The organism is Tepidisphaeraceae bacterium, from assembly GCA_035998445.1.
Lineage (GTDB): Bacteria > Planctomycetota > Phycisphaerae > Tepidisphaerales > Tepidisphaeraceae > DASYHQ01.
In genome coordinates, this window is the sequence record DASYHQ010000020.1 from 1 (window position 1) to 23,376 (window position 23,376).

General features: G+C 63.5%; 21 protein-coding genes. 10 read left to right on the top strand and 11 right to left on the bottom strand.

The window, feature by feature from the left end:
- From VGN72_09475 to VGN72_09485, 3 genes are all read right to left on the bottom strand, one after another.
- The coding region (locus tag VGN72_09475; GenBank protein HEV7299581.1) for a recombinase family protein at window positions 1–426 on the bottom strand (426 nt) is incomplete at its 3' end.
- Window positions 423–902 carry a DUF2924 domain-containing protein gene (locus tag VGN72_09480; GenBank protein ID HEV7299582.1) on the bottom strand — a complete coding sequence of 160 codons (480 nt, stop codon included), beginning with the start codon at window positions 900–902 and terminating at the stop codon, window positions 423–425. The genes VGN72_09475 and VGN72_09480, both read right to left, overlap by 4 nt.
- Before the next feature lie 25 nt (window positions 903–927).
- The gene (locus tag VGN72_09485) at window positions 928–1,146 is read right to left on the bottom strand and encodes a hypothetical protein (GenBank protein HEV7299583.1); all 219 of its coding nucleotides are present in this window, start codon (window positions 1,144–1,146) and stop codon (window positions 928–930) included.
- A 345-nt stretch (window positions 1,147–1,491) separates the two neighbouring features.
- On the opposite strand from VGN72_09485, the gene VGN72_09490 reads away from it, so the two are divergent.
- From VGN72_09490 to VGN72_09510, 5 genes are all read left to right on the top strand, one after another.
- Window positions 1,492–2,943, top strand: coding sequence for a choice-of-anchor tandem repeat NxxGxxAF-containing protein (locus VGN72_09490; protein HEV7299584.1), 1,452 nt, complete (start codon window positions 1,492–1,494; stop codon window positions 2,941–2,943).
- 347 nt (window positions 2,944–3,290) lie between these two features.
- Complete coding sequence (locus VGN72_09495; GenBank protein ID HEV7299585.1) at window positions 3,291–3,452, top strand: hypothetical protein; 162 nt, start codon at window positions 3,291–3,293, stop codon at window positions 3,450–3,452.
- Window positions 3,453–3,566: 114 nt separating this feature from the next.
- Window positions 3,567–4,019, top strand: a complete 453-nt coding sequence (locus VGN72_09500; GenBank protein HEV7299586.1) for a VOC family protein — start codon at window positions 3,567–3,569, stop codon at window positions 4,017–4,019.
- 35 nt (window positions 4,020–4,054) lie between these two features.
- Complete coding sequence (locus tag VGN72_09505; GenBank protein ID HEV7299587.1) at window positions 4,055–4,648, top strand: hypothetical protein; 594 nt, start codon at window positions 4,055–4,057, stop codon at window positions 4,646–4,648.
- A 72-nt stretch (window positions 4,649–4,720) separates the two neighbouring features.
- A complete protein-coding gene (locus VGN72_09510) occupies window positions 4,721–5,482 on the top strand; it encodes a hypothetical protein (protein ID HEV7299588.1) in 762 nt (253 codons plus the stop codon).
- Window positions 5,483–7,477: 1,995 nt separating this feature from the next.
- Here VGN72_09510 and VGN72_09515 read toward each other — a convergent pair.
- Window positions 7,478–9,541 (bottom strand): hypothetical protein, encoded by a 2,064-nt coding sequence (locus VGN72_09515; protein HEV7299589.1) that lies wholly within the window; start codon window positions 9,539–9,541, stop codon window positions 7,478–7,480.
- 696 nt (window positions 9,542–10,237) lie between these two features.
- Between VGN72_09515 and VGN72_09520 the strand changes: the two genes are divergently transcribed.
- Both VGN72_09520 and VGN72_09525 read left to right on the top strand, forming a co-directional pair.
- The gene (locus VGN72_09520; GenBank protein ID HEV7299590.1) at window positions 10,238–10,483 is read left to right on the top strand and encodes a hypothetical protein; all 246 of its coding nucleotides are present in this window, start codon (window positions 10,238–10,240) and stop codon (window positions 10,481–10,483) included.
- A 76-nt stretch (window positions 10,484–10,559) separates the two neighbouring features.
- On the top strand, window positions 10,560–12,884 hold the full coding sequence (locus VGN72_09525) for a protein kinase (GenBank protein HEV7299591.1): 2,325 nt from the start codon (window positions 10,560–10,562) through the stop codon (window positions 12,882–12,884).
- Between the two features lie 529 nt (window positions 12,885–13,413).
- Here the strand turns inward: VGN72_09525 and VGN72_09530 are convergent.
- Entirely contained in the window at window positions 13,414–14,700 is a 1,287-nt protein-coding gene (locus VGN72_09530) for a hypothetical protein (protein ID HEV7299592.1), read from the bottom strand.
- Between the two features lie 532 nt (window positions 14,701–15,232).
- Here VGN72_09530 and VGN72_09535 point away from each other — a divergent pair.
- Both VGN72_09535 and VGN72_09540 read left to right on the top strand, forming a co-directional pair.
- On the top strand, window positions 15,233–16,117 hold the full coding sequence (locus VGN72_09535) for a hypothetical protein (protein ID HEV7299593.1): 885 nt from the start codon (window positions 15,233–15,235) through the stop codon (window positions 16,115–16,117).
- A 678-nt stretch (window positions 16,118–16,795) separates the two neighbouring features.
- Window positions 16,796–17,947 carry a hypothetical protein gene (locus tag VGN72_09540; protein ID HEV7299594.1) on the top strand — a complete coding sequence of 384 codons (1,152 nt, stop codon included), beginning with the start codon at window positions 16,796–16,798 and terminating at the stop codon, window positions 17,945–17,947.
- Window positions 17,948–18,496: 549 nt separating this feature from the next.
- On the opposite strand, the gene VGN72_09545 is transcribed toward VGN72_09540, so the two are convergent.
- The 6 genes from VGN72_09545 to VGN72_09570 form a co-directional block, all read right to left on the bottom strand.
- Entirely contained in the window at window positions 18,497–19,039 is a 543-nt protein-coding gene (locus VGN72_09545; GenBank protein ID HEV7299595.1) for a hypothetical protein, read from the bottom strand.
- A gap of 282 nt (window positions 19,040–19,321) precedes the next feature.
- The gene (locus VGN72_09550; GenBank protein ID HEV7299596.1) at window positions 19,322–19,507 is read right to left on the bottom strand and encodes a hypothetical protein; all 186 of its coding nucleotides are present in this window, start codon (window positions 19,505–19,507) and stop codon (window positions 19,322–19,324) included.
- 1 nt (window position 19,508) lies between these two features.
- On the bottom strand, window positions 19,509–19,880 hold the full coding sequence (locus tag VGN72_09555) for a hypothetical protein (GenBank protein ID HEV7299597.1): 372 nt from the start codon (window positions 19,878–19,880) through the stop codon (window positions 19,509–19,511).
- A 27-nt stretch (window positions 19,881–19,907) separates the two neighbouring features.
- Window positions 19,908–20,537, bottom strand: a complete 630-nt coding sequence (locus VGN72_09560; GenBank protein HEV7299598.1) for a hypothetical protein — start codon at window positions 20,535–20,537, stop codon at window positions 19,908–19,910.
- Window positions 20,538–20,865: 328 nt separating this feature from the next.
- Complete coding sequence (locus VGN72_09565; protein HEV7299599.1) at window positions 20,866–21,237, bottom strand: hypothetical protein; 372 nt, start codon at window positions 21,235–21,237, stop codon at window positions 20,866–20,868.
- 69 nt (window positions 21,238–21,306) lie between these two features.
- A complete protein-coding gene (locus VGN72_09570) occupies window positions 21,307–22,632 on the bottom strand; it encodes an ATPase domain-containing protein (GenBank protein ID HEV7299600.1) in 1,326 nt (441 codons plus the stop codon).
- A gap of 85 nt (window positions 22,633–22,717) precedes the next feature.
- Here VGN72_09570 and VGN72_09575 point away from each other — a divergent pair, with 85 nt between their 5' ends.
- Window positions 22,718–23,002, top strand: coding sequence for a hypothetical protein (locus VGN72_09575; protein HEV7299601.1), 285 nt, complete (start codon window positions 22,718–22,720; stop codon window positions 23,000–23,002).
- Window positions 23,003–23,376 lie beyond the last annotated feature (374 nt).

Genomic DNA, 23,376 nt, shown 5'->3' on the forward strand with positions numbered 1-23,376 from the left:
GGCGAAGGAGAGCAGGACGTTGAGCGTCAGCCGGCCCATGCTGTGGGTCGTGTTGAAGTGCTGCGTCACGCTGACGAAGGCGACCTTGTGCCGGTCGAACACCTCCATGAGCTTGGCGAAGTCGAGGAGGGATCGGCTGAGGTGGTCGACCTTGTAGACGATTACGCAGTCGACCTTGCCCGCCTCGATGTCCTTCATCAGCCGCTGCACCGCGGGACGTTCCAAGTTCCCGCCGGTAAAGCCGCCGTCGTCGTAGCGGTCGGGCAGGCAGGTCCAGCCCTCGGCCCGCTGGGATGCGATGTAGGCTTCGGCACTTTCACGTTGGGCGTCGAGGGTGTTGAACGCCTGCTGCAGCCCTTCTTCCGTGCTCTTGCGCGTGTAGATGGCGCAGCGGATCGTCTTCTGCGGTTCGATGGTCCTTTTCATTTGCTGTCTCCCTGTAAGAGGTTGAAGAACCCGTAGCCGTTCCAGTGGGAGCCGGTCACGGCCTTGGCGACGGCGCTGAGGCTGCGGTAGACGGTGCCGTCCCACTCAAAACCCTTGGGCAGGACCGTCACTTGGATCAGCCGCCCTTGGTACTGGCGGGTGAGGACGGCGCCGGGCATGGGCAACCGGCGGTTCATCGGCGGGGCCGGGAGCGTCACCGTTTGCGGTACAGCGGGCGTGCGGGGCACGGTGGTGCGGAGGTCGGCGTCGCGGGCGATCTCCGCCGCCCGTGCCTTCGCTCGCTCCGATAGCCCGCCTTCGGCCAGCGACTGGACCCGCCAGCTGATGCGCTTGACCAAGAAGTCCTTGTTCCCTGACCGCGACGGCTCGCCGAAGACGTCGGCGTACTTCTGCCGCAGCTGCGCAGGGCTCATCTGCGCGAGCTTGGCCAGTTCGGCCTTCACGTTCGTACTCATGTCTATCTCCTTTGTCCTGAGCGTGTTAACCACGGTGTCCCATGTGCTGCATCCGGGCCGACACATCAAGTCGATCCGAGGCCGATTCCGAGTGGGAAACAGGACCAAGATTGGAGTGGCTGTCCGGGCCCAAGGCACCACGGCGGTGCAGGCACAGGACGCCTTTGGCGAGGATCGCGGCGACCTCGCGGAGGCGGTCTTCCACGGTCATGGCGGACGGATCGGTCGGGTCGAGGTACGACATCGGGACTCCGGGTGGAGGCGATGCCCGCAACGACCTTCTCTTGGAGACGGGTGTGCTGCCTGGCAACGGGTTGTCCGGGGACCAACGTGAGATCCCCTACCGGTTAACTACCGGGTTGGGGGGCGAGAGGGGTGGAAAATTGGCAATCATCGCTGCTGCGAACTCGCGACGCGGTATTCTCTAGATAAGTGGCCAGCGGATCTTAAGCTATGCCAGCGGGTTGAACGGGGGCACCGGTGGTTCCCAATCCCGGCTCAATCGAATCTGTGTGTGGAGGGACATCAAATGGCGATGGGTCTAGGCGGTGCGCAACGCCCAGCGTTCTTGTCAGTCGGCTTGCTTGTAATGCCCCTTCTGGCCACAGCGCAGACCGCGTTCGGGCAGGTGTCACAACACATCGTCGCTGCCACGGGCGATGCCGCACCTGGCGGCGGACGATACGGAGACCTGTCAGGCTTCCGCTACGCAATCAATGATAGCGGTCAAGTCGCGTTCTGGGCCACGTTGGTCGACACGGACGCCCAGTCTGCCATCCTTCGGTCCGACGAAGCCAGCACGTTCGAGATCGCGCGAAACGTGCAGCAAGCGCCCGGCGGCCCTGGCACGTTTTCGGAGTTCGCCGGTCCCCTCTACCTCAACAACGCTGGGCAAGCCGCCTTCGCCACGTCTCCCGGGCGCAACGTGTATCGTGGGGACGGAGCGACACCCGTCGTCCGCGTGGCGTCCTCACTGATCTACGATCGCTACGGCTTCAATGCACTGGGCCAGGCCGCCACGTACACCGGCGAGACGATCAAGCGCGGCAACGGTCAGTCGGCCACGACGATCGTCAACGTGGGCCAGCAGACGCCGGGCGGGGCCGGTACTTTCTACGGGGTCTTCGGCGCGTGGATGAACGACGCGGGACGCGTCAGTTTCTTCGCCACCATTACCGATGCCCCAGGTGGCAACGAGGAGAACGAGGGGCTATACCATGGCGACGGCACCACGCTCGTCGAGGTCACCCGTGAGGGACGCGCCACGCCCAGCGGCGTCGGCGTGTACGCTTCGCTATTGCACGGGCAGATCAACAACGCTGGACGGACCGCCTTCGGCGCTTTGCTGCGCGGGACGAACACGGCGAGCGATTGGGGCCTGTTCGCGGTGGACGCCGACGGCACGGCGCACGAGTTGGCACGCACGGGACAGGCCGCGCCGGGCGGCGGGTCGCTCGTCTACGCGTCGGCGCACTTGAACTCGTACTCGCACAACAACGCGGGACAGATGGCGTTCACGGCGGCGATCTCATCGTCGGTTGGCGGCAATCCTCAGCAGCACGGCCTGTTCGTGTCGGATAACGGGGCTCTGACGGAAGTGGTACGCTCCGGCTCGCTGACGCCCGATCCGACGCGGCGCTTCACCGGCATCGGCGCCGGCTCCATGGCCTTCAACGACGTCGGCGACATTGCGTTCCTCGCGTCGATCGCTCGGTCGGACGCGACCGTGTGGAACGTGCCGCCGGACACGCGCAGCGCCCTCTACCTTTACACGGAGGGCGCGCTGGTCGAGGTCGCCCGCACCGGCGATCCGCTGTTGGGCAGCACGATCAACTTCCTGACCGTGGCGCCAACGGTCGGCTCGATCGGCGACGAATCGAGCGGATTAAACGACCAGGGGCAACTGGCCTATTATGCGCGATTGGCCGACGGGCGAAGCGTGCTGCTCATGGCAACGGCCGTTCCCGAACCGACGGGCATCGCGGTGGTGGGCATTTCGGCTGCCGCCACCCTGCTGGTGCGACGTCGACGGAAGTCGTGAGCGCGCAGCCGTTGCGTCCCTCTGCCCCTCCCGGCCGAGGCGGCACAATGGCGGGCGTGGCCGGCGCGGTGGACGTGATTCACCAGATGGCCTGACAGGAGTGAGCGTTGGAGGATGCTGATATAGCGTCGACGACAGGAACCGGTCACGCGCCACCACTTGCATACGCGACCGCAACGCGCCCCCGTACGCCGGCCCGCACCTGGGGCAGGGTCTTTCTGGCCTCCGGAGCCTATGTGCTGGCGTGCATCCCCGTTGTCCTCGTTTTCGAACGGCTCCATTGGGAAGACGCCATTTTGCACATCACGTCGTTCCTCGCGTGCTGCGCGTGTGCCGTAAGTGCCCTGATGTACGTCCAAGCCGGTCGCACGCCCGGCGCCGGTTACCAAACGAATAGCGTGGTGTACAAGCTCGCCTGTTTGGTGATCCTGCTGACGGCAGCCGCCGTATTAACGCTAGGCGTTTTCTTCGTGCTGGCTGCCCGGATGATGCGGGACTTCGATAGCTGAAACACCCCAGGCCATGGACCGCCCCCGCATCGCGCGTTCTGGTAAACTGACAGCCGGCGGGTGCGATGCCGGCCAGCCCGTGAAGGACGAATCGCTAACTGTTCTGGAGACGCCATGTCGGTCAAGCGTATGGACAACGTCGGCATCGTGGTCGAGGACCTCAACCTCGTCATCGAGTTCTTCACCGAGCTTGGCCTCGAACTTGAGTGGCGCGGGCCCATCGAAGGTAACTGGGCAGGCGGCGTCACCGGACTGCGCGACATGCGGGTCGAGATTGCCATGCTGCGAACGCCGGACGGTCACAGCCGGCTCGAGTTGTCCCGGTTCCTCGCGCCGCCCGTGGTCGCCGATCACCGCAGCGCCCCGGTGAACGCGCTCGGTTACCTGCGCGTGATGTTCACGGTGGAGGACATCGACGATACGCTCGCCCGGCTCGGCAACCGCGGCGCCGTGCTGGTGGGCGAAGTCGTTCAGTACCAGGACGCGTATCGGCTCTGTTACATCCGGGGCCCCGAGCGGATTCTCATCGGGCTCGCCCAAGAGATCGGGCAGCGGACCTCCAGATGAGCACCGTGCGGCGGGGGCACATTGTGAGACGACACTTGTTCACCCTCTGCTCGGCCCGCTCGCTGCTGCTGTGCGTTGCGGTGTGCGCCCTGTGGGTGCGGAGCTACTGGGTTGATGAGAGCGTGACGATCAGGTGGGACAAGCGCGTGACGCTGGAGCAGTCGCTCCGCTACGCTCACGTAAACTACGGTGCCTACTCCGGTCGGGGGTACCTAATGTTTAACCGTACGTACAACCATCGCCCGACCGCTGACGCCCGGCCTCAGCCGTTCCGGGTCAGATGGAAGCGTCGCCGTGATGAGCCGATACGCACGATCGGGCTGTACGGGTTTGCCACCGAAGTTCAGGATTGGGGACCGTTCTGCTGGGCGGTGCACGCTTCGTCGACCAGCGGGCAGTGGGCGGCGGCGCGGGCAGGCGACCCCCACTACCGCGTCGACCGGGCCTTCGACGTGCCCTACTGGCTGATCGCGTCCCCTGCCACCCTGCTGCCGCCTGCGTGGTTGTGGTCAGCGTTTCGCCGGTCCCGAGACCGCCGCGCGATGGCCACTGCCCCACCTGCGGCTACAACCTCCGCGCCACCCCCGCCCGCTGCCCCGAGTGCGGCACGGGGCGGGGCGAGGCGGTAGAGTAGACGTTGTCGATCGACGCTACTTTCTGATACTCAGCTGCTGGCAGGCGATTGGCCGTGAGGTGATTCGATGAATGACCAATTCCTACCCACCTTCGTCCCCGCGACTGCCGAGCAGATCCTCGAGATCGTTCGCGACGAGCACCGGATGCAGTCCTGGCTGGACCCGGAAGCGGATCCGGACGCGGTCCTCGGCCGCCAATCCAGCAGCGCCCAGTGGCGCGACGCCTGTGACCTGCTTCCGTGGCGACCGCTGGCAGCGGCCTTGAACGCCGCGTGGCAACTCGACATCCCACTATCACAGTGGCGTGCGGTCCTCGATCCGTCGGAGGCTCGGACGCTCGGCGGCGTGTGCGACCTGCTCGCCACGCACGGCGCGCGGTTGCCGCGGGTCCGCCCAGCGACGTTACTGGGCACCCGCTGCGTCCCGGCGGGCGTGTTCCTGACGGTCCGCTCGTACTTGGCGCAGGCCGGTGCCGACGTGGGGGACGTCGCGCCGTCGACGCCGCTGGCCGGATACGCGCGTCGACATGCGGCGGTCTTCCTCGGGCCGGTCGCACGGCTGGTGCCGGGGGCACTGCCACGCGTCCGCATGCGCCAGCCGATCCACGACACGGCGTTGGCGGCGCTGCTGCTGTCGATGCTGGGGATCGCCGTCGGGTACGTCGGCGACTGGGACATGCTGACGATCCTCTCGACGCTGGCGGCGGCGGCCTCCTACACGGGATCGTGGGTCGCGGCGCTATGGGTGAAGCCGGCGCGCGTGGAGTTCGAGGGGCTGCGGACGTTCGGCGACTTATCGCTCGCGCTCGCCGCACGCGTGAGGGTTTGACGAGCGAGCACCACTGCTCGGCCTGAGCGCGAGCGACCGACGTCTGCGTCACAAGAACGCCGCATCCCCCCTTTCCGCACCCCTTCCCATACGGCCCCCCGATCCGGACACGGTTGTTAACTGGAGCGAGGAGATAGAGCGGAGAGACCGAGAGTTCTCAGGTGCGGTAGGCCGGGAGGGTCGAACGTGGCCTAAGAGCGGCGCCCTCTCACTCCCTCTCTTCATCCCGGCCGGAGCGAAAACAGCCAAATTCTAGCCCGAAAACGAGCGAACCCCGCTAACTCAGTTAACAGGGTTCGCCGTGAACTATTATAACACATTACAGGAAAAGAAGTTATGAAGCTCGGCAGGTAGGACTCGAACCTACAACGAGCCAGCTAACACCGGGCACGGGCAGATTCGGGTTTCGTAACCGCCGGATGCGAGATCACAGGGACAGAGGACAGTCGTGATCCAAGTTCAGTAAAAAAAGCTCATCGAAGCCAAGATGATGCGCGATCCCTTGTCGAAGGGAACCTCCCTTAGAAGTGAAAGACCACAGAGGGCAACGTGTATGCGCCGTGATGCCCTAAGCAGGCGAACGGCTCTCCCCTTCACTGCTGCCCGCATCACTCATGGAACTTCCGTCTGCCGGTGCCCGTTCGCCGGCCGTTTCACTCGCTGACTTGCGAGGGATCACCAGTCGTCACTGCAGCACGCGAGTGTTAACATACGAACGCAACCTGACCGGCGTTCCTGTGCGAAATTGCACAGCTGACGCGTATAGTCCCTCAATGGACCGAAGTCAGGAAATCAACGTGCAGTCACAATGACTCGCCAACTCGTGTGTATCACTGGTCTTATGACAGTTAGCCCTCTCGACGCCATTTTGGCGAAGAGATCGCCCTGCCAATGTGGCAATTGTCGACCATTACGAGACTTACGGCGACGCATACCAAGTCGCGGCGTAAAGGGCACGGGTCGCGCGTGATGTCGACGGATCGGTTACCTCGCTGCTGCTCGTTTCTGAGCACCCGATTGCATGCGTGCGGGCCGCGGATTGGCCTAAACGGGCTCGCTTCGTCCGGACCCGGACATCCCGCGTGGGCACGGCCGGACCCCTTGCTTTACCCTGTGCATAAATGCACACCCCCACCTGTGCAAGTTTGCACAGGTGAGATCCGAACGCCGCTTGGTGCCTTGTTACACGCGGTTGAAGCCGCGCGGGTAGCCGTGGCCATAGAAGCGCTTCGGGCTCACGGCGGAAGGGCTTCGACCGTTGGCTTGCGCTCGTTGACCACACCGGCCGCTCGCATCTTCGCGCGGGCGCCAACGCCGATCATTCACAACTCACCTAGATGCGCGCCAGGCAGAGGTCCGATTGTCGCCTACGGGGTTGAGTTCCGGTGATGGCCAGGGTCATCGCGCCGGCGCGCACTCGCCGGTTCGGGGGTCGTTGCTCCCGATCAAAGCAACGGCATTTAGGTAAGCAGATGGGCGATCACCCGAGACGGATGCAGAGGGGCGCAGGTACGTCCTCGGGCTAATCAAATAAGGGTTCGGCACGAGCGGAACGCAGTGGAACGGATCCAGTACGGCCGTTAAGATGGCGGTCGCGAGGCCGCCGGCGTGCGTGGCCGGATCGCCGAGGCATCATCGCGTCCCTCCGCGACCACGGTCTCCGCGCGAAGGTGGTCCGCCTCCTGATCCCGCGGGTCGGGCGACGTTCTGGGGCGTGGAGCGCGTGTACGCTACGCGCGGGATGGCCTGCTCGGATTTGAGCACCCCTGCCCGCTCAATTCTGAGCACCGTATGCAGCTGTGCACGCACGCTTGTGCATTCTTGCACACACCGTCACCCAGCCGTCGCCGTGCAAGCCGTTTGTTCTCACCTCAGTCGGCGGCGTCAGTCGAGCTGGATTCGTCGCCCGGCGACCTCGGTGTGCGTACAGTCTCCTTCTTTCTCGACCCAACCCCGTGGCTGGCGCGTAAGACGGTTGGACGTGAGATCGCACGTTCATCCGTTGGGCACTAATTCTAGTTTCAAGTGGCCGCTCGGTGGCTCCGGCCTGCCCAACGGCCACGGGTCCCCACCGTTCGTCCATGGGCCGGCGACGGTCTCGGGAGGCCGGCAGGTCGCTCCGGGACCCCATACAGTTTGTGAATAGAGAACGCTGTGGGCGGGAGCCACGGCTTCGCCCAAGGCCAGGGGCAGTTCGACGGCGCCGACCGCGTAACGGCGGCAATACCCCTCGCCCACTTTCGACCCGTCGTCCTCGAACGCACCGGAATTATAGGACCGGCTTGTGCACGTCATCGCGCCGAGGTGCATCAGCAGCCGGATCGCGTCGGCGACCGCGCGGCCGCTCGTCCGACACCTGAGCGACCGCAGCATGCCCCGGAAACCGGCCGTCGGTATCGGCGTCCCGGCGTGAATTTGGCGACCGCCGAACCCGGTAGCCTCCAGTGTGGCCGCCTGGGCCTGCTGACGCGCCCGCACGACCTCGGGGATGGCCCCCGACTGCCACAGGGCCTGGTTCTTCCGCGCGGTGAGGAACACGACCGCCGTCCCGCGGTACGTCGACGTCCCGAGGTCGGCGGGCCGCACCCCGCGCCCTTTCAACTGCTCGATTACTATCTTGATGTCCGCCTCCGTGAACCAAGTCGGTGCCCCCAAGCCGTTGGTCGCCTCCAGTTTAGCGCGGCGGACCGCCAGGTACCGTTGGACGTCGAACGCGACGACGGCGGACGCTCCGTCGCGGAAGTTCAAGAACCTCACCTCTGCGCGGCGGCCCGCGTTGCGGAGCCGGGCGCGACGCTTGGCGTCACACGGTCGTCCCTCGCCAACGTGCTCGTCGTACAGCCGCTCGGCGAGTTCCTCGGCGTACCGGCCGCCGGTCGCCCGGAGGACGGCGAACACGATTCCGTTCGCCTGCTGGACCTTGTCTCCACTGCGAACCATCTCGGCGATCCGCGGGGTGAAGACGCCGCTCGTCCCGCCCGCCGTTCCGCGACCGGTCCCGAACTCGTCCGCGTCGTCCAGGGCGGCGAGCCGCCGGATCTCTGCCATCCGTTCACCCCATGCCTGCTGGGACGTACTTCGGGCAGGCACGACGGCTCGGGACTGGCCGCCCGTCAGTAACTCGGTGAGGTCGCCTACCGTTAATGGAGCTGAGCGTTCAAACCAATCGGCGCACGCTCGGAGGCGGCCGCGTGCGACGGACGAGGGTTCGTCGGGTCGGTGGCAGCACGGGGCGAGCACCGTCGCGTGGTGGCCGACGCGTGGCGCCGTACGGCACTCGAGTCTTTCGCACCGGTGAAACCCTTCGTCGCCGTACCGGTGGGCGTAGACGTCATAGTGATTCGCGCGGGTGTCGACGTACGCGTGGTCATTGTCGGCCCGGTAGAGGTATGACAGTTCGGGCGGCACGCGGCGGCCGTCGGTCGGCCACGGCCGGGTCCGCACCCGTTCGGCGGCGTAGGCGGGGTCGTAAAGGGGGTTATCGACCGTCGCCTCGCGAACGCCAGCGAACGCCTCGACGACCGGGCTGTCGCCGAATCCCTGTGTACACCTCGCCACGATGGACTCGCCGATCCCCCGGAGCCACGCCGCTCGCTCGGCGACGCGCAGGTGCGAGGCGTCGACCAAGAGGTACAAGCTGGCGCCTGTGCTACGCGACGGGCAGACGAACCCGCGCCCGCCGAGCACCTCGCGGTTGACGCGGTGGGCGTACGCGACCGCGCGGTCGGCGCTCGACGCACGTTTGTCGTCGACGTCGAGGCGGTGGAGCGTGACCGCCCCGCCGTCCCGGCTAACGAGGAGCAACACGCGTCGGCTGGTGGCGTGGGCCGCGAACGACTTGAACGTGAACGTCCGCGGGAAGCGGCGTCCGTCGCGGACTATGGGACGGGGGTCATCGTACGTGTTCTGCCGGTACGGGCCGTCGCCGGACGGGGTGGCCTGCCAGATGTCCTCGACGTCCACGATCGCGCGGAGCGCTTTCCACAGGCGACGGAGGTCACGCTGGGTGCCCGGGCCGAAGACGGGTTGGTCGAGGATCTCGGGAGGCTGCACGAACACGTCACGAGACGGCCACCGTAACGGGCAGTGGCCGGCCGTTCCTGAAATTGCACGGTGGACCCCATCGTCCGCAGTGCGGGCCTGCTCAGCACCGCAAGTTCACGAATCGCGGCGGCCGGTGACCAGTAGGACTTATCGGCGACCGCTGGTCGGTCGCTTTACCTGTTAAGCTGAGGGCTATGTGCCTGCCAGAGGCTCAAAGATGCGGCGGCCAGGGAAAACCGCTCCTCCCTTGCAGCGATTCGCCCGTCCTGAGTCAGGTACAAGGGCGGAACGCCGACAAATGAACTCCGTAACGGAAGAGCGCTAACGAAACGGTTCAGCTTGGAAAGTGGGATTTACTCTCACGTGAGATCGCGGACCATACGAAGCTCCCTCCGGAACGAGTTGACGAATGCGATCAAACGACCGACAGGCGGGCGCGTCGCGAAGGCTCGCGCCCACAACGGATGCCGATCGGATGGAAGTCGTTCCATCGCTAGACCTCGGTTCATACGCATCCGGACGACCTCCGCTGCTTCGGTCCTACGGCGTCAGGTCAGCCGACGACCAAGCGGGCGGTGGCATTAGCGCGTGCCATTCCTTTTTCACGTGCGCCGGGCTGTAGCCCCTTGGTCGTTTCTTCCGATACCAAGTACGCCAAGCGGGCGATTCATGTTGTATCCAGCCGCTAAATTCTGCAAATTGGAACTTCCCATGCCTTCCATCCTGCCATCGCCTAACGTTTGGGATGAAGTTACCGGGGCAATAGCCATCGTTTCAAGCCTATCGCCCGTGCAGCGAGCCTACTGGTCAAGTCGGCTGACCGACCAACGCGAGCGGTTGACTGCGGCCCTAAAAGCGATGGATCCCACAGAGCGCGGCGCCGTCGAATACGTGCTCGACCAGCATCTTCACGCCGTAGTCAGCTCGTTCTTGCAAGCGGTGGCGGAGAAGCGGTAGAAAAACCGCGTTGGGGCGGCATATTTTGGCGAACGTCTCGGTCGTCCCCGCGCGCCGCGACTGCTAGAATTGTGGGATGGCTAAACGCCCCGCTCGCCGGCAAACTTCGACGCCTACGCTTCCTCTTTCTGGGAGCTTCCCTCACTATCTCTCCGCGATCGCCAGGGATCTGAGTCGCCGCTACGCGTTCGGGGGTGAGGCCGGGCGAGGAAAGACGGGCGCGGCTTATAAAATCGTCGACGTGCACACGGATCGCCCTTTCTGCCTCAAAACTTGTTCGCCCGACGTGACGGACGCCGCCGGGCGGGAGCAAGTGCGTGAGACGCTCTCCACCGAAGTGAAAATCCTGCGGCCGTTGAGCCATCGCTGCCTGCCGGCCATTTACGATGCCCAACTCAAAGCCGAGTTGCCTTATTACGTTTGCACGTACCACCCCGGCGTGACGTTCAAACGATTCAGGCTCGAAGGTCGGAAGCTTCCACTGCGTGAGTCGACGTCCGCGATCTGGTCGCTCTTGGACGTGATGAAGTACCTCCACAATCAGGATCGGCAGCACTGTGACCTTCATTCCGAGAACGTCATGATCAGCCCTGAGGTGTTCCGGGACGGCATTATGGTGATCGACTTCTCTTCCGGCCACCGCGGTAGTGACAGCTCGCCCGACACGTTCAACCGGGGTAATTTCGCATTCAAGCCAGTTTCCGACCAGCCGCAGGCGGGACGAAGGGTCACCCGCAAGGTGACGCAGTTCGAGCAGTACGATTTCGCGGGCCTCGGCATGCTGCTGGCTCAGATGAAGGACTCCTTCTTCGCCGGCGCATCGCGCCAATCTCAGTCCGCCTACGTCGACTTTTGCGGAGCCCTCCGAAATGGCGATATCAACACATGGGACGCAATTGAGGACCGCTTTCTGACGGTGCTAGACCCGTATCGTATATGGACGGGCAATGCCGATCTCTTTACCTCCGCCGACGGCGGTCCACAGGCAATTTCGCTGCCGGCCGGCGTCGGCGTGGCCGTGGGCGTGGCCCCGCTGGCCGTTGTAAACACGTCCGCGTTCCAGCGGCTTCGGGGTATTCGCCAACTGTCGTTTTGCGAGTGGTTCTTCCCGGGCGCGAGCCACACGCGGTTCGAACACTCCCTCGGTGTGTTCGGCCGGGCGAAGTCGGCAATCGAATCGCTCGTGCACGACCGCGCCTTCCGCGACCTGCGTAGCGTCGCCCAGATCCGCGGCTTTCTACTTGCAGCGCTCGTTCACGACGTCGGTCATTACCCGTTCGGCCACCTCGTGGAACAGTACGCGGCCAGCCGCCTGTGGAAGTCCGCCGCCGCGAAGGAGGCCGCGTCTCACAGCCGCCACTCGCTGTGGCTTATGGATAACGACGAGGAATTACGGACGGCAATCGACGAGCACTGGGGACCGGAAGCGAGACTGAACGCCCGGCGGACGTTGACCAAGCAGGTGCCCGTTCTTTCCGAACTCCTCGACGGCCCGATCGACATCGATAAGGTGGACTATCTCGCCCGCGACGCGGTCCACTGCGGCGTGCCGTTCGGCGCCGGCCTCGACGTCTCCGGACTGCACCGCGCCCTACGCGTGGTCCACGGCGGCCACCGACTCGGGATTGAGTCCGCTGGGGTGCCGGCGGCCGAGGGCCTAATGGTGTTGCAAGATCAGATGTTGTCGTCCGTTTACTGGCACCCCACGATCCGCGGCCTCATATGCATGTTTCATGGCGTGTTGGCCAATTTGGTTAGCAAGGACGAAGCGCTGTTCAACGGGCTGGTCGAGGAACTGAAGCGGTGTACGAGTGAGGACGATGCGATCCGAAGCGTGTTACGCCCCCGTGTGGACATGCTGCCGAAAAAGAAACGCGAATCGGTCCAACGGCTCCTCAGCCCGCTGGTCCGCCTCAAATTTTCGGATATCTACGTCCCAACTGTCACGTACGCGCCGACGGATCCCCCGCCGGAGCACCTGCCGTCGGACAACGCGTACCGGTCGATCGTCAAGGATTTCACGCATACCGAGTCCACCGCTGCCGAGCCGGTTAACTGGCATAACGTACGTCGACTCCGCACGGCCTACATCGCCGCGCTGATCGAGATGGGCCAGCCCGCTGACGACCTCCACGTCGTCATCGACGTCCCGTATGGCAAGTCGTCGCGGCAGAACTTGATCGTGTACAGTGACCGGACCGGGGTCGAGAAAGACATCACGGACATCTCCCATCTAAAGGAGACAATCTTCACCATGCCCGCGACGTTTCTCTCTCCCGTCCGCGTCTATCTCGCCCCGGAAATGCACGCCCCGGTGTCCGAGCGAATCTCTCGATTGCGCCAGCGCGCGGAGGAAATCTTCTACGAACGACGCCCGCTAAACGATCACGCCGACGAGTAGCGTGTTGATGACGTGGTCGAGTGGCGCAGCCGGGGGACATGGACCGTCCATGACTACGGTCACGCCGCGAACGTGGTCGTCCGGGACCAATTCCCGGCCGGGCGAAACGTAAGCCTTAGCAAGGTTGACTCTTAGTTGTAGCAAGGCACCGGCAACGCTTAAGTGAAAACATGTAACGTACGTTCCCCGGCTCTACCCATCGTCACGCCATGACGGCCCTGCTAAATCGGTGCGCTATTCCTCGGCACGAACCGTCGAATTGGCGACGAGGTCGTGCCTTTCTGCCCGCACCCGTATCACGCCCCACGGACGTAAAAGATCCACGTCCATCGTGAGGTGCCCCTACCCCCACCTGCCCGAGTCCGTGCGAGATGTGCTGTGCGGTGCAACCTCAGGAATGCACCCCGCCCGTTGCCAGCGACAAAGGTCATCTAGAGAACCGGCAGGGGCATCGTTTGCCCCACGACCCTGCCGGTGCTAACTGTCTCGAACAATCGTGATTTACCGCCAGCAATAGACGTGTCGATTCCTACGCAAGCACTTCAGGGCCAACGTAGGTGTTGGTTTCGATAGCCTTTGCCAATTTCGGCGCTTCGTGAATCAGATGGAGCACCATGCCGTCTCCCCATTCCTGAGCGAGCATTCTCAACTGCTCGGTCGCTTCATTGATCGTGTCGCAAACTTCCGTTTCGTGGCCGCCCGTCTCGGGGTCTGGCTGGTTCGCCACGTCGCACTGCACATGCGAGATGATTCGCCCATCCGCGGTCTCGCCGAGGTATCCCCGCTTGTAAGCGATCGTCTTCCGATGAGCCATCGGCATCCGGACCACGCCGAGGAGCACTGGCTCACGCGCGCCCTTGCCGTTGTCCGCATAGAGGACCATTCCCTCGTGCACGTCCGCCGGTCTCAAGTTGGCGAACTCTTCATCCGACGCTGCCCACCAGTCTATCGGACGTCCAGAATGAGTGGCTTTGCTGCCGCGTCGTTCGCCGCACTTGCGGAACGCCTCTCCTGTTATTCGGGCGAGATGACGCTCGTCTCGCCGCGGCCACCGCTCGCCGTCACCGGCGATCGTGTCGCGAACGACCATCGCCCAGCAATATTTCGCAGCGTCTCCTACCGGCGTGTGCGCCACAGCAACCCCGTCCGCCACGAGCCCGCGCTTGTAAAGTTCGGTGGACAACCGATGCAGCGCCACCCATACGATGTTCTCCATACCCCATTGCAGGTCGCGACCTCGGTCGTGAGTTACTCCCCCGAACAATGCCAACGTGCAGCCGGGAGCCGTTAGGCCGGCCAGCGATGGGACATCTGCGCGCCTCCTCGCGAGCCGGCCCGCATCGCTCACGCTCAGCTGCACGTCGGTCCGCTGCTCGTGGCCAAGCATTGCGAGTTCCGCGACCGCCGCGCGGATCGAATCGGTTTTCGCCGTGGCGGACACCGCGAAACGGACCGCCGGCGACGACGTTTTTGCCGACGTGACGTCCTCGGCAATTGCAACCTGCATGGCAAGCTGCTTGGCGACGTCATCGCCTTGCCCGAGAAATCCCCGCATCGTCAACCCGCCCAAAAGCGCGGCAAGCGAATCCGCGATCATCACTCCGAGTTCGGTTCCGATCCGCGCGAGGTACCGGCCGTCGACGGCCTTTCCTAACACGACCGGAAGATGAAACGCCGACTCATCGGCGGACCAGTAAACGGCCGCAAGCTCTCGCTCGACCGTGATGACCTCCTCTTTCGACGCGGCGTTGAACGGGGCGCCCAGCGATGACGCGACTAGGCGTTCGCCGGGGAAAAATTGATCGGAAGTGCTCATGTCAATTCTCCGAAAAAGGGCTCACGTCACCGCGCGACTTGAACCGAACGATGTTCTAAGACGCAACCAACTCAGTTGCGGCCGCGGCACGTGAGGCGGCGCGCGGTGCCGGACGTACGTGCTGGCCGATCGGGGGCGTCGTGCGACCACACGTCCAATGGCGTAACCAAATCCGTCAGATGCCATACCCTGAACCAAACGGCCGGGGTATCATCTCCATGGGATGAAGGTTGTCAGTGTTACCTAGTGATACTTTCGCGGTAACTGGCAACAGGGCTAGTCGCGGCCCGCGGGGCGCGCTTCGGTCCTGCCGTATGTTGGTGCAACGCCTTTCGATGACGCAGCCGCACGTTGAATTAGTCGCTCAACATCTTGTTTGGCAGAGCGTGAATCCATTAGGCCCCGCGAGAGGTTCGGCTGACATCGACGGCGATCGTTACCAGTAGATCTATCCGCGTCGACACGACGGTTTCCCGAGTCTGACGCCGCAGTTATCGTCATGGCGATGCGTAGACAGAGCACACCCAAGACAATGAATCTCGAATTACCAGCGCGCTCGCGCAGAGCCAACTCGCCCATCGGCATGGATCAGTTCGTCGAGGCCGCGCATTGGGCGGACGCCACGTTGGCCCAAGTCGACGAATACCTGAGAGACGTCTCGGGCGGCATCGTAGACCGCTTCGGGCGGCCCACCGAGGGCGAGCTTCGCGTTGATTTCGATCGCGTTTGGGAACGCTGGGAGGAGATGGTACTCGCCGATTATGCGGAGGCAGACCGCAGGCTGCTCGCGGTCGATGCGGCACGACCTGCGGCATATGAACATATCGTCACTAGCGCTGAATGGGTCATCGCCAAGCGCGGTGACGCACCGATCCTATTGGCTGACCGAGCCTACATCAGCGCCCTCGCCTTTTGCTCGCGAGTCGTGAGTTTCGTGTGGTCGCGACGCCCCATTTGGCGGTGGACCATCACAAGGAACAAACAGGAACGGCTGATCGATACGCCCGTGACTCTATCCGAGCAACGCGGAGTCTCGTTCCTGAGTCGGCTCTGCAACGGGGGCGTGACCCCGTCCGGTCTTCGCATAATGCGCCGGCGGGTCACCTCAGAAGCCGTCGCCACTTTAGCCGCATGGCCAAATCTTTATGGAACTCCGGTCCCTCAAGAGCACGGCGTGTACGGCGCAATATGTCGCGTGCTCCGAGAACGAGGTCCCCTCCACACCGAACCCTTGCTCAGCGCCGCGGGTTACACGAACGCGAAGCCGGTACTCGCAGCCCTCGTTGACATGGGATTGCTAGTCAGCGACCGGAAACGCGGATATTCGCTCCCGCCGCGTCCGAACGTGCCAGGCCTCTTCTTGCCCACGATTAATTGGCCACAACTCGACAAACATCCGGAGTCGCAAGGAAAGTAACATCAAAAATCCATAACGACGTTTACCGTTGATAACATACCCGGTATCGAATGGCATGCCGCGCGCCACTAGTCCCCTCGGCCGCCACGCATGCGGACGCAACAGGTCTACTGGAGCTACTAAATGGTCTTTGTTGAGGAAGACGTTGTCATGGCACGATAGGCGAGCGGCTCGAACATCTTCACTTCCAGCGAACCAGGGTGGGTCCCCCACATGCGCGAGGGGGCTTACGGTAGCTCATTGAAACTCTTGCAAGCGACGTCGCGTGCCCGCAGCCTGCCGGATGTCGAGCGTGCCGTAGATTATGCCAACACAAATCCCCGAGACATCGGACGGTAGTTCGAAGTCTTGAGGAAGAACTTAGCGCCAGAGCGAGCCCGATGATGGTGCGGCAATTGCCTCGAGTTTGCAGTGAGCCTTAGGGTCGCGGCGAATTTCAATTCGCTAGAAGATAGCCAATCGACGACGCCCGATGTTATTGGCGCTAGCTAACTGTCACTCAGTGTCACTGACACGGCCGACCGCTTAGTCCATCTTGCTCTCCGTCGATCGCGGGTTCAATGCTTAGGGCTTGGATCGGACATCGCGAAGCCGAGCGTCGGCCTTCGTCCGTCAAAGATCCGCAAACGCCGTGACCCCGCTCGTCGAAGGAGAATCGACATGAATAAGAAACTAACAGTGGACGGCAATTCGACTACCTCACGCCCGGACGGGTCCCACGGCGTCAACCAAGTCGGCCCGCAGTCGTTAGAGCCGACCGCGGAAGTGCCGCACGGTGCGTCGTCCGCCAGTGCTAGCGAAGAACGCCGGCGACCCGCTGCGGCGGCCGACGGGCCGGCCTGCGCGTGCTGTCATTCCGTGGGTTCGCCGCCATATGAGCTTGGGGCAGTCAACATTTTCAACCAGTTCGACTTCCCGGTCGAACCGCGGTCGGAATATTGCACGGCTAGGATGTCGCTCGACCAAGATTACCTGGAGGTCGACGACGACCCCGAACACCCCGTGCAGGTCACGCGTTCGGGTGACCCGACGCTCACGCCATTCTGGTTCGGTTTTCCACGCCTCTGCGTCGGTCGCTTGGTAGACGGCCGGGCCTATGTCGCCCGACTGCGCGACCGCGCGAGTCTTCCCGAAAGCTGCCGCGTCTACGCGTCCCTCGAGCGTCTGATGACACATCTGTGGCGCGGGCCGAACAGCCATCCGGGACTCTTTTTCATCTTGGGCAAACTGGACTTCGTTCGCTTAGATGTTGCGGCGGTCCGACGCGTGGACCACCGGGCCCCCGAGCCACCCGGAGAGGCACAATCCCCGTCGGAACGGGACTTGATGGCAGAGAAAAGAACGGTCACCGCGTTCGTGAGCCAAGAGGTGACAAGGCCGGGCAAAGCCGACCGGGATGATGTCCTCCGAGGCTACTATTGGCCCACAGGCTGGAATGCGGAGGACGCCAAGAAGTTGCCAGCACCGCCGAAGGGATTGAAATACCTTCACGCCTGGTCGCACGACCCCCACGTGCACATGGAGGTGCGTGAACGCAACGGGCAACAGCGTGTGATCCACGTGAAGCCGGCCGACGCTTGGGTCGAATTTGACCGGTTCGCGGAGACGGTCATCGACCGCCTCACCATGGGCCGGACCGCGGACGGTCGGTTCTACTATTGCGAGGACAACGGCGACACATACTGGTGCTGCAGGATTTACCCGGACTTTGCCGACATGGTTTTGGACATGTGGCACCGGGCAGTCCAAGACCCGACGCCCCTAACACTCCTTTACAAGATGGGGTTCCTCAGCATGACGATTCCGGCCGACGACGAACGTTATCCATAACTGGCTCGACGCTCTCGCCCTGCCGCGAGCGTGCCACGGAGGCATAAGCCGCCTCCGTGGCACGTGTCAGTCGCAGGCCCGGGTACGGCAAGGACGACATCACATCGGACGCTATTTTTCGCCGAGTACGCTGTCCCTACTACCGCCGCGCGGCCACGGTCTAGGACGGACGGTGGTAGCGGTCGCTCGGACCGAAGTCGCCAAACGTGCAAACGATTGGCGTTGCAGAGATCGAGAGCGGGACCGCAGGCGTCGACCGGTCGGCGCAGCGAATGTCCGGTACAAGGGCACCGGTCGACCTCGGGATGGAACGCGGAATAGTCCTGCCGCTGATGTCGTCGCAAGCCTGGAGAGACCGGATGGCACGATAGGTGTAACGCCCACATCGAGGAAGTGATCGAAGCATTCGGGGTGGCCCCAGCGGATGCAAGGACGAGCCGATAATTCGCCGGTGATCCGGTGGACGTCGGTTGCAAGATGGATATGGTATTCATGTGATCCGCCTAAAAGCTCTGCCGGCTCACAGTCGCGGCGGAGTTCTAGAATTTGTCACGCATTGAGTTGCGCCTGGACGCGATTCTTTTGAGCAACGAGATGCGCCCGGTGCACGTGAAGTCGCGGAAGATCATCATCCGATGCTACTGTAATGAGTTCATCGACTTCGCTAATCGCCTTCGGATATGTCATCCAAGGCGACATATCCTGAAGGCCGAGCAATCGCTTTGCAATTGTCTGATCGATCGCCTTTCGCCGGGCGGGCGTAAGCGCGTCTGGCTGCTCGAAGTGAATCAGGCGTTGTCCAAGACGCTTAAGCCGGTCATCCGAGAACCTAGTCACGATCGAGGGGCGATTCTCCCACGACTCGGCGTGAAACTGCTCCATCAATGGAGTGTCTTCATTGGGTATGAATCGTTCGTACAACTGCTCCTCGACATGGTCCGAGGCTTCTTTCGGTGCCTGCGCTGCGGCACACGCATCGACGAGGCGCTTGCACAAGGTCTGGTTGTTCTTCAGCAACTCGGCGCGACGATTCAGTTCGTCACTGCCGAGTTCCATGCCTGCCGCATCTGCCGGCGCATCATACTCCGGCATGAGGATCGGATCACCTGCTGGCGATGACCCAACGATGTCGATGCTCGTCGAAGTAGCTCAGCAAAGCTGACATCTTTCGCACTCTGCTGCTTCGGCTCGTCGAAGACCAGCAGGCCGGGATGGTTGGTCGCCATCACTCTCGCGACCTCTAAGAGACCGTGTAAATATGCCCAAATTGATCGAATCAGGTCGCTTGCGGAAATGCTAGCCTGAAGGTCAAAACCATCATGTTCTGGTCGGTAGGTGTCTGGCGATAGGGTAATTGAAGCTTACGAATCCTCATCAGTTCCCCCCGGTGGGCCTTAAGATCTGAGTAACTGCCTGCTCTGTCAGCTTTTTACCGATCCGCGAAATGAACTGCTTCTCGGACATGAAGATTCCGCCCATGCCGGCAAGATCGTCCGCGAGGCTGATGACGGCCCAGAACCCACTCTGGGTGGGAAACTCGCGTGTGCGGTCATCGGCCATGTCACGGGGCGGTCCGGGCCCATGCCAGGTAAGCGTCGACCAACCGCGCGACGGTCATCTGCTCCGGTGAACGCTTGAGATCACCTGGCGTTCGCCCCGTCGCCAGCCACTGCAAGACGGTCCGATGATACTTTGTAAAACTGTCGGGCGAGTTAGCCCGCCCGAGGTAGACCATGCGACCGTCGAGGCGAACGTACCCCAGTCGCTTCGCTTTGTGGACGCGATAGGCCGGAACGGTCGGGCCGGTGTCCGGTACATCGCCCGGGTGGCGCCGACTTCGAACGCGTACATCCAGCGTTTGCCACTTGGCCCCGTCAGCATCGTTTCCGTGCGAAACGGGCTCACCGCCCCAAGTCCGACTTTGTTGCAACATCTGCTCACCTCGAAAACGCAGGAACAACTACTTGACGTACAACCGGTCCGCGGGGGAAACGACCGCGACGCCGTCGGGGACTTCACCGTGTTCCGAAAGGTGACGTCCGAGCGCGTCGCGGGACACCTGCGTGCGGACCCGCGCGTCCTCGGGCCGAGCACGTTGCCAGACCGCCAACGCCCGTGCCGCGTCGCCCTCGGCCTCGACCGTGACGCGGAGGGCCTCCGGGAGCGACCGCTCGCACCACCTGACGACGGACAGCTCGTCGACCACGTCGATCCGCCCGACCGAGCGGCGAAGGCCGACAGTCCCGGCCGGCAGGGGCACGGAACGGGCGCGCCCCCCCCGGCGCGCTAATTCCTGCCGGAGCCATCCCTCGAGCTCCGCCCCGAACCGTCGCAACAGCCATTGCTCGTCATGTTGCGCACGGCGCAGCTCCTGGTCGGCCGAGCCGCGCACCCGCTCCGCGTAAGACCTGCATTCGACGACCTTGCGAACGACCCACGAAGCAGTCCGCTCGTCGGTCACACGGAAGCCGTTTTCGATTTCGGCGGCGATGCCGCGGTCTTCCTGTGGTGCGTCGGCCATAGTGTCGTCGGGCGACGCAAGGTAGGTCTTATTGTGGCGGCAGCTTGAGGTGGCTGTCTCCAATTTCATTTGGATCTCCTTAAGGCTTCGATACAGATCAGCGTCAGCCCCATAGCGGCGAGATGAATCGCGCGGACGTCCGCGTCCCTCGGACAGGCACGGGCCAGCCGGGCGTAGAGGTCTGACCCTCGTTCCATTAGGTAGGACGCTAGTTCCGGTTCGCAGATCTCGAGCATCCTCATCGACGTGCGGGTCCCGGCGCGCCTCACGCTTCGTTCGGCGGAGCGGATGGCACGGTAATCAATCGACCCGTTTGACATCGTCAACACCATCCCGGCCGCCCCCTAAGGTCAAATCTACGCCTTCTCAACGTTGCGAGCGTTTGCACGCCACTCGCCTAGGAGTTGGCCGGCTGGGTGCCGGTGCCGCCTTCACCGCGCCGACGCGCTTCTCGTCGTGCCAACGCGGGGTCCAACCGCGAGAGCATGGTGCGCATCTCCGTCTCGCGCCAGAGCCGATAGTGGGCGATCCGGTACGCCTCCAACGCGAAGAGCACCGCTTCCCAGACGGTTCGGTACATTGCGTCGCTCATTTCGGACGACACGCCTTCGATGCCGCCGAAGCCCGCGCCAGCAATTTCGGTGACCGAGAAGTAAAGGTGCGGTTCGGTCGCCCGGGCCTGCCGGACGCCCAGGGGGTGCACGTGCTGCGACAGGTAAGCGCGCGCGGCGTCGACGATCGGGGTGGTGATCAGGTGTTGGTCATTCATTTCGGGAGACTCCGTTCATAAAGTTTAAAGAAGGTTCACGGTTGCCGCGGACGGTGGTGACCACCTAGGTCAGCTGGCAATAGAAAGTCGGTCGACGTCGAGGTCGGGCCAAGCCCGCCCTACCGCGGCCCGCAGGGCACTGACGCCGTACAAGTCACAGCCGCAGTTCCACGGGAGGAACCTGGCGTCGCCAGCCGGCAGCACCATCCGACGGCCGCGCAATTCGTTGGCGCGCATCGCGGCGTTCGCGGCGGAACAGAACGCGGTGGGGAGCGGCATGAGTTGGCCGGCGAGGTCGAGTTCTCCGACGACGATGAGGTCCGTCGGCAACTCTCTACACAGGCAAGCGCCCGCGATCGCCAAGGCGAGCGGCAGGTGGAGCAGGTCGGATCCCATCGTCGTAGAACCGGCATGCATGACGGTGGGCCGGCACAGGACCGAAAGGTCCAGATCGCGTAAAACGTCGTCCCACTCCAATGCAGTTGCTAGGCAACGCGCGGCGTGCCGGACCTCGTCCCGGGCAATGCCGCGGCACACGTTGACGCGCCCCACCTCCGCTGCCGGCGAATCGGACGGACGTGACGATAGCGTCGCGGCGGCCTGGACCTGGACGATGCCGTGACCCGGAAGCCACGCGTTCACCGACACGATTTGAGTCGCGGCGTGCCGTGCCCGATGGAGACGCGTCGTGACGGGATCGATCGTTAGCGGGACCCGACGAAGGACGGCGGGTCCGAACCGATTCTTCGGGACGGTCAGCGTCCGGCGCCCGCCGCGGCGGTCGAGGTGGACGACGACGTCCACGGCGTGTTCGAGCGTGCGCGGCCCCCGGGCGAGGTTTTGCTTGGTGACGTGGCCGACGAGGATCGTCGCGATGCCCGCCACCTGCAGGGACCTAGCCGCGTCGACCGCCGCCCGGCAGGCGGCCGCGTCGGTCCCCGCGGTCGCCCCGCCGCCCTGAATGCTGTCGAGGACGACCAGCTTCACGTCGCGGTGCGGGGCATTCGCGCCGAGGACCAACCGCTGCACGGCGACGGTGAGATGCCGGGGTTCGAGCTCGATCGCCTCCATCGCGACCCGCTTTAAGGCGCGGTTGGCGTCTGCGTCACTGAAGCCGCCAGCCATGCGTCGAGCGCGCTCGCTTACGCGCTCGACCGACTCCTCGCTAAGTAGCAAAAGGGATTTGGATCCGCTGAGAGCTTGATCCAACGCCGACTGGAGCGCGAAGCCAGACTTCCGGCTGCCAGGTAGGCCAATGAGAAGCGAGATTCCCGCGGAATTGGATTGTCTGTACACGTTCGCGGTCGCGTACAGGGTGGGACTAAGCGACCAGCATTGCCTGGGCCCAGAGTCGAACTGGTCGGATCGGTTGTCACGCAGGAATCTCTTGGCCATGCCTACAGTATGAAGAATAAAATCATGATAGTCAAGTTTAAAACTATTACTTGATGCAGATGGCCTTCACGCCGATATTTTAGTTATGGCCCGGACCAAGCAGAGCGTGAACTTTGCCGTACAGCGTCACCTTGCAGACCGATTCCGCGATTCGACCAAGGAGTATTACGGGAAACTCGGCCTTTGTTTTTCCGCATGCATGCTGATGTGGTTGGAGGCTGATCCAGCTGTACAGGCCGAGTACCTCAAGCGGGTGTTCGGTGCTGAAATTGACGAGGAGATGGCGGCGGTAATCGAGCAGGCCAAAGCCGAACAATTGAGGCGGATCAAGACTCGCGAAGAGTCGCCCAAGTCGAGAAAAGGCTCCTAGCTACCCCTGTTGACGCCCCCTAACCGCTGTACAGTACACGCCCCACCGGCGCAGACCCTCCTCGCGTTCCGCGTCCCGCAGCTGTGCTACCGGAAACGTACGCCCGCATTAAGTGCGTCAGAGGCTCATCAGCCGTCGCACGTTGACCACGTTACGGGGTAGACGGTGGCCGTGGCTGGGAGGCGTTCCCGCCCGAAATGGCGTTGCCCCGTCGTCGTGCGGCCCGCCGAAGGCGGACGGAGCCAGACCCACACGAATGTCGCCCGCGGGTCACGCGCCGGTTGTTGGTCCGGTCGGCCGATGCTGGCGTGCTACCCGTGAGCGAGGCATCCGAACCGCTTTCGCTGCCCCACGGGTCGGACTGCCGACGTCGA